Annotated in this window: 14 protein-coding genes and 1 pseudogene; 3 read left to right on the top strand and 12 right to left on the bottom strand. The window is 63.0% G+C overall.

Going from position 1 to position 14555, the window contains the following annotated elements; all coding sequences use genetic code 11:
• A pseudogene (locus ACFSQT_RS06665) lies at positions 1-429 on the bottom strand (two-component sensor histidine kinase); the annotation flags it as partial.
• Positions 430-649: 220 nt separating this feature from the next.
• Between ACFSQT_RS06665 and ppk2 the strand changes: the two are divergent.
• Positions 650-1552, top strand: a complete 903-nt coding sequence (gene ppk2, locus ACFSQT_RS06660; protein ID WP_379017190.1) for a polyphosphate kinase 2 — start codon at positions 650-652, stop codon at positions 1550-1552.
• Positions 1553-1639: 87 nt separating this feature from the next.
• On the opposite strand, the gene ACFSQT_RS06655 is transcribed toward ppk2, so the two are convergent.
• The 3 genes from ACFSQT_RS06655 to ACFSQT_RS06645 form a co-directional block, all read right to left on the bottom strand.
• On the bottom strand, positions 1640-2389 hold the full coding sequence (locus ACFSQT_RS06655) for an enoyl-CoA hydratase-related protein (protein ID WP_379017191.1): 750 nt from the start codon (positions 2387-2389) through the stop codon (positions 1640-1642).
• 14 nt (positions 2390-2403) lie between these two features.
• Entirely contained in the window at positions 2404-3042 is a 639-nt protein-coding gene (locus ACFSQT_RS06650; protein WP_379017192.1) for an acyl-homoserine-lactone synthase, read from the bottom strand.
• A gap of 96 nt (positions 3043-3138) precedes the next feature.
• Positions 3139-3870, bottom strand: coding sequence for a helix-turn-helix transcriptional regulator (locus tag ACFSQT_RS06645; protein WP_379017193.1), 732 nt, complete (start codon positions 3868-3870; stop codon positions 3139-3141).
• Between the two features lie 260 nt (positions 3871-4130).
• Between ACFSQT_RS06645 and ACFSQT_RS06640 the strand changes: the two genes are divergently transcribed.
• Complete coding sequence (locus ACFSQT_RS06640; protein ID WP_379017664.1) at positions 4131-4979, top strand: transporter substrate-binding domain-containing protein; 849 nt, start codon at positions 4131-4133, stop codon at positions 4977-4979.
• Between the two features lie 31 nt (positions 4980-5010).
• Here ACFSQT_RS06640 and ACFSQT_RS06635 read toward each other — a convergent pair whose 3' ends face one another.
• The gene (locus tag ACFSQT_RS06635; protein ID WP_379017662.1) at positions 5011-5424 is read right to left on the bottom strand and encodes a tellurite resistance TerB family protein; all 414 of its coding nucleotides are present in this window, start codon (positions 5422-5424) and stop codon (positions 5011-5013) included.
• 174 nt (positions 5425-5598) lie between these two features.
• Between ACFSQT_RS06635 and ACFSQT_RS06630 the strand changes: the two genes are divergently transcribed.
• Entirely contained in the window at positions 5599-7245 is a 1647-nt protein-coding gene (locus ACFSQT_RS06630; RefSeq protein ID WP_379017660.1) for a lysine--tRNA ligase, read from the top strand.
• Here ACFSQT_RS06630 and ACFSQT_RS06625 read toward each other — a convergent pair.
• From ACFSQT_RS06625 to ACFSQT_RS06595, 7 genes are all read right to left on the bottom strand, one after another.
• Entirely contained in the window at positions 7211-8062 is an 852-nt protein-coding gene (locus tag ACFSQT_RS06625) for a thermonuclease family protein (protein ID WP_379017658.1), read from the bottom strand. The genes ACFSQT_RS06630 and ACFSQT_RS06625 overlap by 35 nt on opposite strands.
• A gap of 9 nt (positions 8063-8071) precedes the next feature.
• Positions 8072-8722 (bottom strand): S24 family peptidase, encoded by a 651-nt coding sequence (locus tag ACFSQT_RS06620; RefSeq protein WP_379017656.1) that lies wholly within the window; start codon positions 8720-8722, stop codon positions 8072-8074.
• A gap of 120 nt (positions 8723-8842) precedes the next feature.
• Complete coding sequence (locus ACFSQT_RS06615; protein WP_379017654.1) at positions 8843-9034, bottom strand: RNA-binding protein; 192 nt, start codon at positions 9032-9034, stop codon at positions 8843-8845.
• A 42-nt stretch (positions 9035-9076) separates the two neighbouring features.
• Positions 9077-9520, bottom strand: coding sequence for a YybH family protein (locus ACFSQT_RS06610; protein ID WP_379017652.1), 444 nt, complete (start codon positions 9518-9520; stop codon positions 9077-9079).
• A 345-nt stretch (positions 9521-9865) separates the two neighbouring features.
• The gene (locus tag ACFSQT_RS06605) at positions 9866-12085 is read right to left on the bottom strand and encodes a 3-hydroxyacyl-CoA dehydrogenase NAD-binding domain-containing protein (RefSeq protein WP_379017650.1); all 2220 of its coding nucleotides are present in this window, start codon (positions 12083-12085) and stop codon (positions 9866-9868) included.
• 14 nt (positions 12086-12099) lie between these two features.
• Complete coding sequence (locus tag ACFSQT_RS06600) at positions 12100-13308, bottom strand: acetyl-CoA C-acetyltransferase (protein ID WP_379017648.1); 1209 nt, start codon at positions 13306-13308, stop codon at positions 12100-12102.
• Positions 13309-13338: 30 nt separating this feature from the next.
• The gene (locus tag ACFSQT_RS06595; RefSeq protein ID WP_379017646.1) at positions 13339-14511 is read right to left on the bottom strand and encodes an acyl-CoA dehydrogenase family protein; all 1173 of its coding nucleotides are present in this window, start codon (positions 14509-14511) and stop codon (positions 13339-13341) included.
• Positions 14512-14555: the final 44 nt, after the last annotated feature.

Raw genomic sequence — 14555 nt, 5'->3', positions numbered from 1 at the left:
CAGCACGCCGTCCAGCAGAGCCTGCATTTCCGGTGCCCGGAATTTTAGCGGCAGCGACAGACCTGGGGCGATCCCGCCGAAGGCGGCGAAGGCGGCGGCATTGGCGTGGACGATGGGTGGCGGTCTGGTCGAAGATGATCAGCGGGTCGGCGACGGCGGCCGCAAGATATTCTCCGGAGAGCCGTTGCAAAACCGATTGCCTCGATCGCCGCGGCACTCTCGGCGGACTGACGCATGCGGGCGGCCGGCAGCATTGCCGTCTAGAAGCAGCAACGCCAGCGCCGCAAGGACGACATAGGCGGATATCGCGGCCAAGGCATAAACAGCGAGAACCGCGACGACACCGGCGATCAGCAGCCAGCGGCTGTTCCACAGCCGGACGGCCAGGGCTTGCGCCATGCCTTTCTGCTCTGCGTCCAGGTCAGCCATTTCGCTCGCGCGCACACCCTTGCCTCGCACCCGGTCGACCGGCAACGGAAACTTCCGCTGAAACCGGTCTAGCGCATGGCCCAAAAATCGGGAATCGATTTCGGAAAGGATCATGCGCAAAATCAAAGTGCTACAGCATCCTTGCGCGTGCAAAACGGACGCGCGGCGCTGCAGTGGCTTCCAATAGCATGAGTCCGGAAGCAGGAAAGGGTTCGTCTCGATGAAAAACACCAAGGAAACTCCCGCCGCGCCGACCTCGGGTCCGTTGAAGATCAGGATCGACGGCAAGGAGCGGGAGTTCGATATCGAAAATCCCGTGCTTCCCGACTGGATCGAAGACAACAAGCTGACCGCTGGCGGCTATCCCTATGACAAGAAGATGAAAACCGACGAGTATGACGAGACGCTCGAGAAATTGCAGATCGAGCTGGTCAAGGCGCAGGCATGGCTGCAGTCGACCGGCAAACGGGTGATGGCGCTGTTCGAGGGCCGCGACGCCGCCGGCAAGGGCGGCACCATCTTTGTGGTGCGCCAGTATCTCAACCCGCGTACAGCACGCAACGTGGCGCTGACCAAGCCGACCCCGACCGAGCAGGGGCAATGGTACTTCCAGCGCTATGTCGACCATTTTCCGACATCGGGCGAATTCGTAACCTTCGACCGCTCCTGGTACAACCGCGCCGGCGTCGAGCCGGTGATGGGTTTTTGCACGCCGCAGCAGCACGAGCAGTTTCTCGACGAGACGCCGCATTTCGAACGGATGATCTCCAACGAGGGCATCCATTTCTTCAAGTTCTGGATGAACATCGGCCGGGAAACGCAACTCGAGCGCTTCCACGATCGCCGCTACAGCCCGCTGAAGAGCTGGAAGTTTTCGCCGATCGACGTTGCCGGCATCACCAAGTGGGACGACTACACCAAGGTCCGCGACACAATGTTCGAGCGCACCCACAAGGCGTTCGCGCCGTGGATCATCGTGCGGGCCAACGACAAGCGGCGTGCGCGGCTGGCGGTCATGCGACGCATCCTCTCGTCGCTGCCCTATGACGGCCGCGATCTCGACGTGATCGGCAAGGAGGACAAGAAGATCATCGGCGAAGGGCCGTCGTTTTTGAAAGAATAGGATGGCCCGCGAAAAACAGGGCGACGCTTTTGCGCCGCGCAGCCAGAGGCCGCGCGGCGCTTCATCGACGCCTTTCGGTGTGACCGTTCAAGCCGCCAGCCGGGCGATGCGCTGCAGGCGACGCAGCGTGGTGTCGTCCTGCAGCGCCTGCTGGAAGAGCGAGATCTCCTGATCGATGCGCTCGCACAGCGCGCCGGTGTTGCCCTTGAGCAGGCCGCGCGTCTGCAGCAAGGCAGCGACCGGCTTCTTGACTAGCTGCCTCGCCCGCCCGAGGGCCGCGTCCTCGACGCTGCCGCCCGGCACGATCTCGGCGACGAGGCCGAGCGCCCTGGCGTCCTCGGCGCGAAGCGTGTCGCCGAGGCAGAAGAAGCGGAAAGCACCGGCATAGCCGAGCTTTTGCGGCGCCAGGATGCTGGTCGCCGCATCCGGCACCAGGCCGAAATCGACGAACGGTACCCGGAACGTGCTTTCATCCGACGCAATCACCATGTCGCAGTGGAACAGGATGGTGCAGCCGACACCGACGGCATCGCCATCGACGCAGGCAAGGATGGGTTTCGGAAACGTCGCAAGCGTGCGGAACAGATCGGTGACGGCGGCGATCAGTTTCTGGTGCTTGGTGGCGTCGAGGAATTCGGAGAAATCGCCGCCGAGACAGAAGCAGCCTGCCAGGCCGCGCAGCACGACGACGCGCACCTCCTCATTGTCGGCGGCTTCGTGGAAGCTCTTTGCCAGGCTTTCATAGGCTGTTCTGTCCAGCACCGGCCTGCCGTCATTTGAGGACACGGTGACGATCAGCGTGTGATTGCGAAGTTCGGGTTGCGGATGGGGGCTCATGACTGTCTCCGATCTCACGACGCACGCCTTTGGCCGAGCATGTCGGGATATCCCCTGGCCAGCACGGGGGCAAAATGATTGCGGCGCGAACGCACCACGTCGAGCGTATGCTCGTTGAAGGTAAGCAGGGTGGCGACGACCTGCTGGTTGCCATAGGTGCGCTGATAGCCCAGCGGGGTCGCCAGGAAATGCAGCTGCAATGCGCGCAGCACCCACATCGGCTCGAACTCGATGATCATCTGGTTGACGTTGCGCTTCAGCCCCCACTCGACGAAGCCGGCGATCAGCTCGGTGCCGACAGTCGACACACCGCGACGACCATCGCGAAAACCGGGAGCGACCGCATAGCGGGTCAACTCGTAGATGCTCGGTCCGGAGGGCGGCGTTCCCTCGAAGAGATCAGTCAGCACCTCGGTCAGAAGATGTGCCCGCGTCGTCGGCAAAAGCCTCTGGTAGCCTGCGACTTCACTGCCCCTGATGACGATTTGATGGACGGCTTCGTCATGGTCGAACTGGTCGCATTCGAGCCCGTCGGGGCGCTTGAGATCATTCCATCCCATCTCCTCGACGAATATCTTGTAGCGCAAGCGATGGACCGCTTCCCAAAGGTCGGGACGTTCCATCAATTCTTGGGTGGTAAGGGAAAAAAGCATCCGTCATCTCCTGGTTTCAGAGGAAGATACGGCCGTGCTTCGACTAGAAAATTGCGTGATCACGTAGGCTAGAATTGCTGGGCCGGCACGGCCGCCCTAGCTAATGTAGCCGCGCCTTATCGCTTCCGCGACGGCCTGTACCCGGTTGACCGCGCCAAGTTTGCTTTTGGCGTTAAGAAGATGTTTCTCCGAGGTGTGTTCGGAGATGCCGAGGATTTGCGAAATCTCCCATTCGGACTTGCCGACGGCGGCCCATTGCAGGCATTCGCGTTCGCGCGGCGTCAGCACGATATGATCGATGGTCTTGTTCGCCATGGTGTGGAGCTGCATGGCGCGGCCGACCGCATAGGTCGACACCAGCGAGACCAGGCCGAACTCGGCCGCCGACAATTCGACCGCCTCGCCGCCCAGCGACACCATGACGATCTGGCCGTCGAGCGTGATCAGCGGGAAGGCCAGTCCGTCGCGCAACTTGAACGCGCCGGCATCGCCCATCACTTCGCCGCTGCTTTTGTCGAAGCGGGCGCCCTGCGAGGCTTCGCGCCACTGGAACGGCGCCTGCAGCTGTTTCATATGGCTGACGACCGGGTCGTGATCGACATAGTTGCGCGCCACATAGCGCTCCAGCCATTCAACGGGCCAGTCGCAGAGCAGCACATGCTGCTTTTGCTGGCCCGCCGGCGTGCCCGGCTGCGGCACGGTTCCCGCCATCAGCGCGGTGAGGCCGAAATCCGACGTTATGCCCAGCAACTTTTCGCAGACTGCCGCCGCCGTTCCGGCGTGCTGCAGTTGGTCTATGAATTCCAGCGTGCGATCGAACTGACCCATCGCAACATCAACCCCATGTTGCCCTGTGCATTTGCGACCAATGATGCGTGCTTGATTTGCACTTCACCACCGACCACGGATTGCAAACCGCTTCTTTATTCTGTGGCTCCCAACCTTGATCCCCCACCAAGGCGGCCAGAGCTAGTTTTTAAACCCACTAATCATATCCTGAAATCGACGTGTTGAAATCAAAAACCATTGTGCCTGTACCATTTTCGTACCAAAACCGGTGCGAGCACGACTGTGGCGGAGTTTTTATTGTGGCGTTCCAGTGGAGATCCTTCGCTCTTGCGATGCTGATCGGATTGCTGTCGTTCGCCGACGACATACGTGCTGCGGAGCCGCAAGTTCCGGTGCTGTGGGACGCCAAGGAACGGTTGCCGAAGCCGGACCTTTCAGCACTGCCCCGCTTGCGCTTCCTGACGACCACCGATTTCCCCCCCTTCAATTTCCTCGACAGCGCGGGAAAGCTGTCCGGTTTCCACATCGATCTGGCGCGCGCCATCTGCGCCGAGCTCGGCATCGTCGAAAAATGCCAAATCCAGGCCTTGCCCTGGGCAGAGCTCGAAGGCGCGCTGCAGAAAGGCGAGGGCGAGGCGATCATCGCCGGGATCGCCGCAACGCCGGACTCGCGCTCGACCTATGCCTTCTCGCGCTCCTACCTGCAGTTCCCGGCCCGCTTCGTCATGCCGAAGAGCAAGGCGCTGACCGAACCGGTCTTCGACAAATTGCGCGGCAAGCGTGTCGGCGTGGTCGCTGGCTCGGCGCATGAGCGCATGCTGCGCGACTATTTCAACACCGTTCAGATCATCCCCTTCGACAGGCCGGAAGATCTCTATACCGATCTCAAGGCCGGCAAGCTCGACGCCGCCTTCGGCGACGGCATGCGGCTGGCCTTCTGGCTGGGCGGCTCGGATGCAGCGGGCTGCTGCCGCTTTGCCGGCGGCCCCTATCTGGCGCCCGAATATCTGGGCTCAGGCATGGCCATCGCCACCAGGGCGGACAATCCGGCGCTGGCCGCAGCACTCGACTACGCGCTGCAGGAGATTTCGATGAAAGGCACGTTCGCCGAATTCTACCTGCGCTATTTTCCGGTCAGCTTTTTCTGATTCCAGAGCACGGCCCAGGGTTTGTTGAGATTCAGGTCAGGGTACGCAGCCGCGCCTTTGCCGCGCGGCCGATGGCGGCGACCGTCAGCGTGTCGAGGTCGAGCTGGCGGCGGATGAGCTGCAGTACCCGCACCTCTTCCATGCGCATTTCGAGATCGACGGCGGCAACCTCGAAGGCGGCGGCATAGGCGGTGTCGCGCAAGCGCTCAGGCAGGGCCTCGGCAACCCGCGCAAGAACGCCTTCCAGCCCGTCCTTTTCTTGCAGCATCTTCTGGCAAGCCTGGGCGACACCGAGCAGCCGGTCGTGGTTGAAATCCTCGAACACCGGCCATGAGCGGACGACCTCGCCGATCCGTGCCAGTTCGACATCGGTCATGTCGCGATCGGAGGCCGAGGTGATGACCATCAGGTAGATCAGCGCTTCATGCGGCGTCGGCAAAGCCATTCCTCACTCCTTGAATGGGCTCCGAAGGTAGGAACGCGGTATCCGCATCGCAAGGAAAAAGCGCCGCACGCGTTGACGCTCCGGCGATGCACGCCTAGAGACCGGTTGAAAAACCCCTGCTCCGGCCCCGCCTTCGAAGGATTTGGGCCGGCGAATGATTTGGAAAACACTGACATGGCGGGATCAAACATCATCGATCTCAACCCCGAGCTGCTGGTGGCCGCGACCGAGAGCAAGGCATGGCCGTTCGAGGAAGCCAAGAAGATCATCGAGCGCTACAAAGGCACCGACTTTCCCGAAACAGTCCTGTTCGAGACCGGCTACGGACCGTCCGGCCTGCCGCATATCGGCACGTTCGGCGAGGTGGCGCGCACGTCGATGGTGCGGCATGCCTTCCGCGTCCTGACGCAGGACAAGGTTGCGACCAAGCTGCTGTGCTTTTCCGACGACATGGACGGCATGCGCAAGATACCCGACAACGTGCCGGATCGCGCAGCGCTCGAGCCGCACCTGCACAAGCCGCTGTCGTCGGTTCCCAATCCGTTCGGCGGCGACTATGCGAGCTTTGCCGATCACAACAACGCGATGCTTTGCCGCTTCCTGGACACGTTCGGCTTCGACTACGAGTTCGCCAGCGCGACGCAATATTACAAGTCAGGCCGCTTCGACGCGATGCTGCTGCGCGCCGCCGAACGCTATGACAAGATCATGGCGGTGATGCTGCCGACGCTCGGCTCCGAGCGGCAGGCGACCTACAGCCCGTTCCTGCCGATTTCGCCGAAGAGCGGCCGCGTGCTTTACGTGCCGATGAAGCATGTCGATGCCAAGGCCGGCACCATCACCTTCGACGACGAAGGCACGGAGACCACGCTTTCGATCACCGGCGGCAGGGTGAAGCTGCAGTGGAAGCCGGATTTCGGCATGCGCTGGGCAGCGCTTGGCGTCGATTTCGAGATGTTCGGCAAGGACCACCAGACCAATGCGGTGGTCTATGACCGCATCTGCAACATTCTGGGCGGGCGCGCGCCGGAGCATTTCGTCTACGAACTGTTCCTCGACGAGAACGGCCAGAAGATCTCGAAGTCGAAGGGCAACGGGCTGACCATCGACGAGTGGCTGACCTATGCGCCGACCGAAAGCCTCGGGCTCTACATGTATCAGCGGCCGCGGCAGGCCAAGAAGCTGTATTTCGACGTCATCCCGAGGGCGGTGGACGAATATTACACTTCCCTTGCGGCCTATCCCCGCCAGGATTGGAAGGAGCGGCTGGGCAACCCGGTCTGGCATATGCATGACGGCAACCCGCCTGCCATCGACATGCCGGTGCCGTTCTCGCTGCTGCTCAATCTGGTCAGCGCTTCCAACGCGCAGAACAAGGATGTGCTGTGGGGCTTCATCTCGCGCCATACCGCGGGGGTGACGCCCAAGACGCATCCCGAGCTCGACCAACTGGTCGGCCACGCGATCCGCTATTTCGACGATTTCGTGAAGCCGACGAAAACCTTCCGTCCAGCCGACGAGGTCGAGCGCGAGGCGCTGGCAGCCCTCGACACAGCGCTTGGCGCGCTGCCGGCGGACGCCAACGGCGAAGCGATCCAGAACGCTTCGCTCAACGTCGCGCGCAGGATCGAACGCTATCAGGATCATTCCAAGCAAAGCCCGGAAGGCGGCCCCGGCGTTTCGGGTGCCTTCTTCCAGATGATCTATCAGGTGCTGATCGGCCAGGAGCGCGGCCCGCGCTTCGGCTCGTTCGCCGCGCTCTACGGCATCGCCGAGACGCGGGCGCTCATTGAGCGGGCGCTGGCTGGTCAGCTGACTTGAGGACGCCGTCGACCTCTTCCAGGATCGAGCTCGGCGCCTGAGGCGCCGGGCTCGGTGCGGCCGGCATCGCCGGCATGCCGGACAGGTTCGGCGCCGATCCGAAAATGCCTTTCTTCGCCGCGCGAGCCTTGTCGCCGGCCTCGACATAGGGGCCGCCCTTGGCGGCCCGGGCCCAGCCGTTTTCGACCAGCCATTGGCCGACATCCTGCTTGCCGATCCGGCATTCGGCGGCGATCAGGTGGCGGCCGCCTTCGGGCGGCACGGTGCAGGCCACAGCGCGGCCGCGCAGGAAGCCGCGGAACGCCGTCCGCGCCCGGACGCCGCACGGCCAGGACCTGCCGTCATCGCTGCAGGTCTCGTCCTGCCGGACGACGTCGATGCCGGACACCGCGACCGAATAGCCCTTCGCCTCGATCAGGCCGGCGGCCGGCGCGACCGGCTGGAACAGCTTTGTCCCGTTCCAGTCGTCGGGCATTTTCGGCTTGGGCGGCACGGCCAGCGCCAGCTTGCTCAGCGGCGCGCGCGGCTCGACCCGTTCAAGTTCCTCGGCGGGAAGCTGGGGCGGCGCGACAATTTCGGGGTCGATCGCCCTCGAATGCGCCGCCGGCTTTGGCGGCTGTGCAGCCGATATGGCGGATGTCGCGGGCTCTTCGGGCATCGTCTCGATGCCCTGTTGCGAGATCGTATCGGCGCCCGGATCGACCTGGTCCACCGTGACCACGCTTTCACTTCCCTTCAGCGTGCGACCGCCAGCGACGATCATGGCCACCATCACCGGGATCGTCAGAACCGCCAGGGCAAGCTGAAGGAGCCGCACCTGCCGGACCTACTGGCTTGCCCAGACAATCCGCGCCACCCATTCGACATCGCGCATGGGAATGTCGCGGTCGGGATGATCGGGATTGAGCGAGACCAGCGCAATCGACTTGACGGTCTGGCGTTCGAGCACCTTGGCCATCACCTCGCCGGCAGTGGTCTTGACGACGACGCGATCGCCCTTGCGGGTGACGGCGCCTGGCTCGACGATGAGAACGTCGCCATTGCGGTAGAGCGGCAGCATGGAATCACCTTGCACCTGCAGCGCATAGGAGCTCTCGGTCGATTGCGCCGGCAGTTCGACCAGATCCCAGCCCTGCCCGGCCGGAAAGCCGGCATCGTCGAAGAAGCCCCCGGCGCCGGCCTGGGCAAAGCCGAGCAACGGCACGGAGCGTTTGCGGGCGGCCGACGCAGCCGGGTCGGATCCGGTCCGGCCTTCGATCAATCCGGTGAATTCGTCGAGCGAAGCGCCCGTCGCCTCGATGATCTTGGCCAGCGATTCGGTCGAAGGCCAGCGCGGCCGGCCATCCGACGACAGACGTTTCGACTTGTTGAAGGCGGTCGAATCGAGCCCCGCGCGCCGGGCCAGGCCCGAAGCCGACAGCGAATAGCGCTCGGCGAGAGCATCGATGGCAGCCCAGACACGCTCATGCGAGAGCAATCTCGCTCTCCTCGAAACAGGAAAAAATGCCTCTTCCTGTCTAGCGCGCATTCGCCGCCATGTCCACCGGGCGCAGGTAGTGTCTCAGTTTGCGGAGCGGCAATGGCGAGAGGGGCGCGCCTAGCGCTTCCAGCGGCTTTCCGCCGCCTTCTTCGCGATCTCGGCGCGCCGCTCTGGCGTCATATTCTCGGCGCGCTTCTTGCCACCCTTCGAATCAAGCTCTTTGGCGGCGGCGCTCTTGCCGTCGTCCTGCACATCGTCGGCTTCCTCGCCGGTAGCAATGCGCATGACGCGGACGGCATTGCCGATCACATCGGCGGGGCGCTTTTGACCTTTCGGTCCGGTCGGTATCTTCTACTGCCCAACTACCGACGCCGCTGGCCGTGCCGACGTGATAGGATCGGCGTGACGTAGAACGATCCTCCACACGCCATCCTCCCGCCGGAAGATAGTGGTGGTCCGAAGCGCAATCGGCACCAGTTTAACGGCGCCTCCAACCTTGGATCGGACCCGCTCGATCTCCATGATATAGCCCAAGTCTGCCGTCGCGTACTCGGCAATTCGCTCAAAGCCGATGACCTCGCCATCCCGGTAGTTGGTGGCAGCTCGATCCATGGTCTCAGCAGCCTTTGTCCATCCCCTGGCCGGTGGACCGAACGGGTTCGCGATTATCACGTCATCGCGTCGCGAATACAGGCTTTTCAGGGGCTCAGGATCGCCCTTAACAAAAGCACCCACAGCCAGATGATCCTGTTCGATGACATTCGTTAGGTCGGAGGACAACATTCCAATGCCCATCAAATTTGGTTTTCCCAAACAAAATCATACCGCATCGGAAGGGCAAGAGCGAGCAGCGCGTAAAGGCCGCCGGATTTCAAACTGAGACACTACCCGGGCGCAGCTGGCGGATCGCTAACAAAACTGCGTGCCGCCACGCCCAGACGGCGCGCCCTTGGCCGCGCGAAGGGCGCGGTTTCAGCGGTCGGACATCGATGGTCGGAGATCAGCCTATCCGGGCGCAGGTCCTGATGGGAGGTTATGAACATCCGCTCGGCCACGGCTGCGTGCCGTGGCCATCATGCGCAAAATGAACGTGCTATGGCGTCCCATGTGTGTCGGCCAGCCTTTGTGTTTCGGCCGGCGTCAGGCTGCCTGCTTCACATCACCCTTGGCGTAGGGATCGAAGCGCTGGTAGAAGGTCTCGCCCTTCTCGGCCATGTCGAGCAGCAGCCTGGGCGCCTTGAATTCGGCGCCGTATTTCTTCTGCAGCTTCTTGGCGATCTTGACGAATGCCTTGGCCCCGATGCCGTCGATATAGGACAGCGCGCCGCCGGTGTAAGGCGCGAAGCCGAAGGCCAGGATCGAGCCGACATCGGCCTCGCGCGGATCGGTGACGATGCCCTCTTCCATCACCCGCGCCGCTTCCAGGGCGATGGTGACCAGCAGCCGCTGCTGCAGCTCCTCATAGTCGACCTTCTCGGGCGCCAGCTGCGGATAGAGATCCTTCAGGCCCGGCCACAGCTTCTTCTTGGCCGGCTTGGCTGGATAGTCGTAAAAACCCTTGCCGTTCTTGCGGCCGAAGCGGCCATGGTCGTCGACCAAGGTGTTGATCAGCGCCATCTGTTCCTGGTCGACAGCGTTGTCGCCGAGATCGCGCATGGTCTGCTTCATGATTTTTTGCGCGAGGTCGATGGCCGTTTCATCGGTGAGCGCCAGGGGACCTACCGGCATGCCGGCGGCCTTCGCCGCATTCTCGATCATTGGTGCCGGGACGCCTTCGATCAGCATCTTGTAGGCTTCCGACATGTAGCGCAACACGCAGCGGTTGACGTAGAAGCCGCGCGTGTCGTTGACGACGATCGGCGTCTTCTTGATGGCGCGGACGAAGTCGATGGCTGTCGCGAGCGCCTTGTCGCCGGTCTTCTTGCCCAGAATGATCTCGACCAGCATCATCTTGTCGACCGGCGAGAAGAAATGGATGCCGATGAAATTCTTCGGCCGGGCCGAGTTCTTGGCCAGCGACGAAATCGGAATGGTCGAGGTGTTGGAGGCGAAAATCGCCGAGGCTTTAAGCACCGCTTCCGCCTGTTCGGTGGCGCTCTTCTTGACAGCGGAATCCTCGAACACCGCTTCGACCACCAGGTCGCAGCCGGCAAGGTCGGCATAGTCGGCCGTCGGCGTGATCAGCGACAGCAGTTTGTCCTTCTCTTCGGGCTTGGCGCGGCCCTTCTTCACCTGATCCGAGATCAGGCTGTCGGAATGCGCCTTGCCCTTGGCGGCCGACTCCACGTCGCGGTCGAGCAGCACCACCGGAATGCCGGCCTTGGCGGTGACATAGGCGATGCCGGCGCCCATGAACCCGGCCCCGAGGATACCGATCTTCTTGAACTTGGTTTCCGGCACGCCCGCCGGGCGACGCGCGCCCTTGTTCAGTTCCTGCAGCGAGACGAACAGCGAGCGGATCATCGCCGCTGCTTCCTGGGTCTGCATGATCTCGGTGAAATAGCGCTGCTCGATGCGCAACCCGGTGTCGAACGGCACCAGCAGACCTTCATAGACGCATTTCAGGATCGCGGCGGCAGCCGGATAATTGCCATAGGTCTCGCGACGCAGGATGGCGATGGCCGGCGGCCACAAATTGGCGCCCGCCATTGAGTAGATCGGGCCGCCGGGCAGCTTGAAGCCCTTCTCGTCCCACGGCGCCACCGGCTTCAGGCCGTTCCTGATCATCGCCTTGGCGGTGTCGACCAGCTTGGCCGGCTCGGCGATCTCGTGGATCAGGCCCATCGACTTGGCCTTCTGCGGCGACAGTGTCTGGCCCGAGGTCAGCATCTGCAGCGCCTGCTGCTGATCGGTCAGCCGCGGCACGCGCTGGGTGCCGCCGGCGCCGGGGAAGATGCCGACCTTGACTTCCGGCAAGGCCATCTTGACCTTGTCGCTGTCGGCGGCAACCCGGCCATGGCAGGCGAGCGACAGCTCGAAGGCGCCGCCCATGCAGGTGCCGTTGATCGCCGACACCCACGGCTTTCCGCAGGTTTCGAGCTTGCGCCACAGGCCGCCCATGCGACCGGCATTGTGGAACAGCAGCTTTGCCGCCTTCTCCGGATCCTTGGTCTTTTCGCGGGCAAACACCGTCAGCATCTTCTGCAGCATGGTCAGGTCGGCGCCGCCGGAGAAGCTGTCCTTGCCCGAGGTGATCACCGCGCCCTTGATGCCGGCGTCGGCCACCACCTGGTCGATAATCTGGTCGAGTTCGTTCATCACCTCTTCGGTGAAGACGTTCATCGAGCGGTCCGGCATGTTCCAGGTGACCAGCGCAATGCCGTCGGCGTCGATGTCGAGGGTGAAATTGGTGTAGCTCATGATTTCTCTCCCCGTCAGACGCGTTCGATGATGGTTGCGGTGCCCATGCCGGCACCGATGCACAGCGTCACCAGCGCGGTGTTGAGATCGCGGCGCTCGAGTTCGTCCAGCACCGTGCCGAAGATCATCGCTCCGGTGGCGCCGAGCGGATGGCCCATGGCGATGGCGCCGCCATTGACGTTGATCTTGTCGTGCTCGATATCGAAGGCCTGCATGTAGCGCAGCACGACCGAGGCGAAGGCCTCGTTGAGCTCGAACAGGTCGATGTCGGACAGCTTCATCTTGGCGCGCTTCAACAGCTTCTCGGTGACGTCGACCGGACCGGTCAGCATCAGCACCGGCTCGGAGCCGATGTTGGCGAAGGTGCGGATGCGGGCGCGCGGCTTGATACCCATCGCCTTGCCGGCCTTCTTCGAGCCGAGCAGCACTGCGGCGGCGCCATCGACGATGCCGGACGAATTGCCGGCATGGTGGACGTGGTTGACCTCTTCCACCTCGGGGTGCTTCTGCACCGCAACGGCATCGAAGCCGCCCATTTCGCCGGGCATGACGAAGGACGGGTTGAGCGAGGCCAGCGACTGCATGTCGGTCGATGGCCGCATATGCTCGTCATGATCGAGGATGATGAGGCCGTTCTGGTCCCTGATCGGAATGACGGAATTCCTGAAGCGGCCGTCGGCCCAGGATTTTGCAGCGCGCTTCTGGCTCTCGACCGCATAGGCGTCGACGTCGTCACGGGAAAAGCCGTATTTGGTGGCGATCAGGTCGGCCGAGATGCCTTGCGGCACGAACCAGCCGGGCAGGCCTACCGAAGGATCCATGAACCAGGCGCCACCGGAGGCGCCCATGCCGACGCGCGACATCGATTCGACGCCGCCGGCAATGACGATCTCATCGGCGCCCTGCGCGATCTTGGCGGCGCCGAAATTGATGGCGTCGAGGCCGGACGCGCAGAAGCGCGAGATCTGCATGCCGGGCGCCTTGGTGTCATAGCCGGCCTCGAAGGCGGCGGCGCGCGGAATGACCGAGCCCGCCTCGCCGACAGGATCGACGCAACCGAAGATGATGTCGTCGACATTGCCGGTGTCGAGCCCATTGCGGTCGCGCAACGCTTCGAGCGTCTTGGCGGCAAGCCGCACCGCCGGCACCTCGTGCAGCGATCCGTCCTTCTTGCCCTTGCCGCGCGGCGTGCGCACGGCGTCATAGACGTAAGCTTCGGTCATTTCTTGCTCCTTGGGTTTATCGAACGCAGCTCAGAGCGAGCGTCCGATCAGCAATTTCATGATCTCGTTGGTGCCGCCGTAGATGCGCTGGACGCGAGCGTCGCGGAACATGCGGGCGATCGGATATTCATTCATGTAGCCATAGCCGCCATGCAATTGAAGGCATTCGTCGACGACTTTCCCCTGCAGGTCGCTGAGCCAGTATTTGGCCATCGACGCCGTCACCGGGTCGAGGCCGCCGAAGATGTGGCGGGTCACACAATCATTGTAGAAGACGCGGCCGATGGTCGCCTCGGTCTTGAGTTCAGCCAGCTTGAACTGGGTGTTCTGGAACTCGATGATCGCCTTGCCGAACGCCTTGCGCTCCTTGACGTAGTCGATGGTCAGCGCCAGCGCCCGCTCGATCATGGCAATCGCCCCGGTGCCGATCTGCAGCCGCTCCTGCGGCAATTGCTGCATTAGCTGGACAAAGCCCTGCCCTTCTTCGTGGCCGAGCAGGTTGGAGGTCGGCACGCGCATATCGTTGAAGAACAGCTCCGAGGTGTCGTTGGCCTTCAGCCCGATCTTGTCGAGGTTGCGGCCACGCTGGAAGCCATCGACCTCGTCGGTCTCGACGACGATCAGCGAGGTGCCCTTGGCGCCCTTCTCCGGATCGGTCTTGGTGACGACGATGATGAAATTGGCAAGCTGGCCGTTGGTGATGAAGGTCTTGGAGCCGTTGATCTTGTACTGGTTGCCATCCTTCTCGGCCCGCGTCTTGACGCCCTGCAGGTCCGAGCCGGCGCCGGGCTCGGTCATGGCGATGGCGCCGATCAGCTCACCGGTCGCCAGCTTCGGCAGCCATTTCTTCTTCTGCTCTTCGGAGCCGTAGTGGAGGACGTAGGGCGCGACGATCGAATTGTGCAGGCCGATGCCGAAACCGTCGACACCGACATGGCCGATGGCCTCGATGATGGCGCTCTCATGCGCGAAGGTACCGCCCGAGCCGCCATATTCCTCCGGCATCGAGGCGCAGAGCAGACCGGCGGCGCCGGCCTTGCGCCAGCTCTCGCGGTCGACCATCTCGTTCTTCTCGAATTCGTCGTATCGCGGCGCGATCTCCTCCGACATGAAGCGGTGCGCCATTTCGTAGAGCATGCCGACCTCATCCGCCGCCCAGGCGGGCTTCGGCAAAGAGAGCACTTCGGCGGGATTTGTCGCCACGATTTCCTCCGCGTATCGACAGACTAGGCCGGCGGTGCCGGCAT

Origin of the sequence: Mesorhizobium calcicola, from assembly GCF_042682105.1 — a bacterium.
Taxonomy (GTDB): domain Bacteria; phylum Pseudomonadota; class Alphaproteobacteria; order Rhizobiales; family Rhizobiaceae; genus Mesorhizobium; species Mesorhizobium calcicola.
The sequence above is the reverse complement of the archived record's forward strand: the minus strand, read 5'-3'. Positions and strand labels throughout refer to the sequence as shown.

What these genes read in the sequence shown, in the direction of transcription:
- ppk2 (WP_379017190.1), top strand. Translation starts at nt 650, where the DNA reads ATGAAAAACACCAAGGAAACTCCCGCCGCGCCGACCTCGGGTCCGTTG.
- ACFSQT_RS06655 (WP_379017191.1), bottom strand. Translation starts at nt 2,389, where the DNA reads ATGAGCCCCCATCCGCAACCCGAACTTCGCAATCACACGCTGATCGTC.
- ACFSQT_RS06650 (WP_379017192.1), bottom strand. Translation starts at nt 3,042, where the DNA reads ATGCTTTTTTCCCTTACCACCCAAGAATTGATGGAACGTCCCGACCTT.
- ACFSQT_RS06645 (WP_379017193.1), bottom strand. Translation starts at nt 3,870, where the DNA reads ATGGGTCAGTTCGATCGCACGCTGGAATTCATAGACCAACTGCAGCAC.
- ACFSQT_RS06635 (WP_379017662.1), bottom strand. Translation starts at nt 5,424, where the DNA reads ATGGCTTTGCCGACGCCGCATGAAGCGCTGATCTACCTGATGGTCATC.
- ACFSQT_RS06630 (WP_379017660.1), top strand. Translation starts at nt 5,599, where the DNA reads ATGGCGGGATCAAACATCATCGATCTCAACCCCGAGCTGCTGGTGGCC.
- ACFSQT_RS06610 (WP_379017652.1), bottom strand. Translation starts at nt 9,520, where the DNA reads ATGGGCATTGGAATGTTGTCCTCCGACCTAACGAATGTCATCGAACAG.
- ACFSQT_RS06605 (WP_379017650.1), bottom strand. Translation starts at nt 12,085, where the DNA reads ATGAGCTACACCAATTTCACCCTCGACATCGACGCCGACGGCATTGCG.
- ACFSQT_RS06600 (WP_379017648.1), bottom strand. Translation starts at nt 13,308, where the DNA reads ATGACCGAAGCTTACGTCTATGACGCCGTGCGCACGCCGCGCGGCAAG.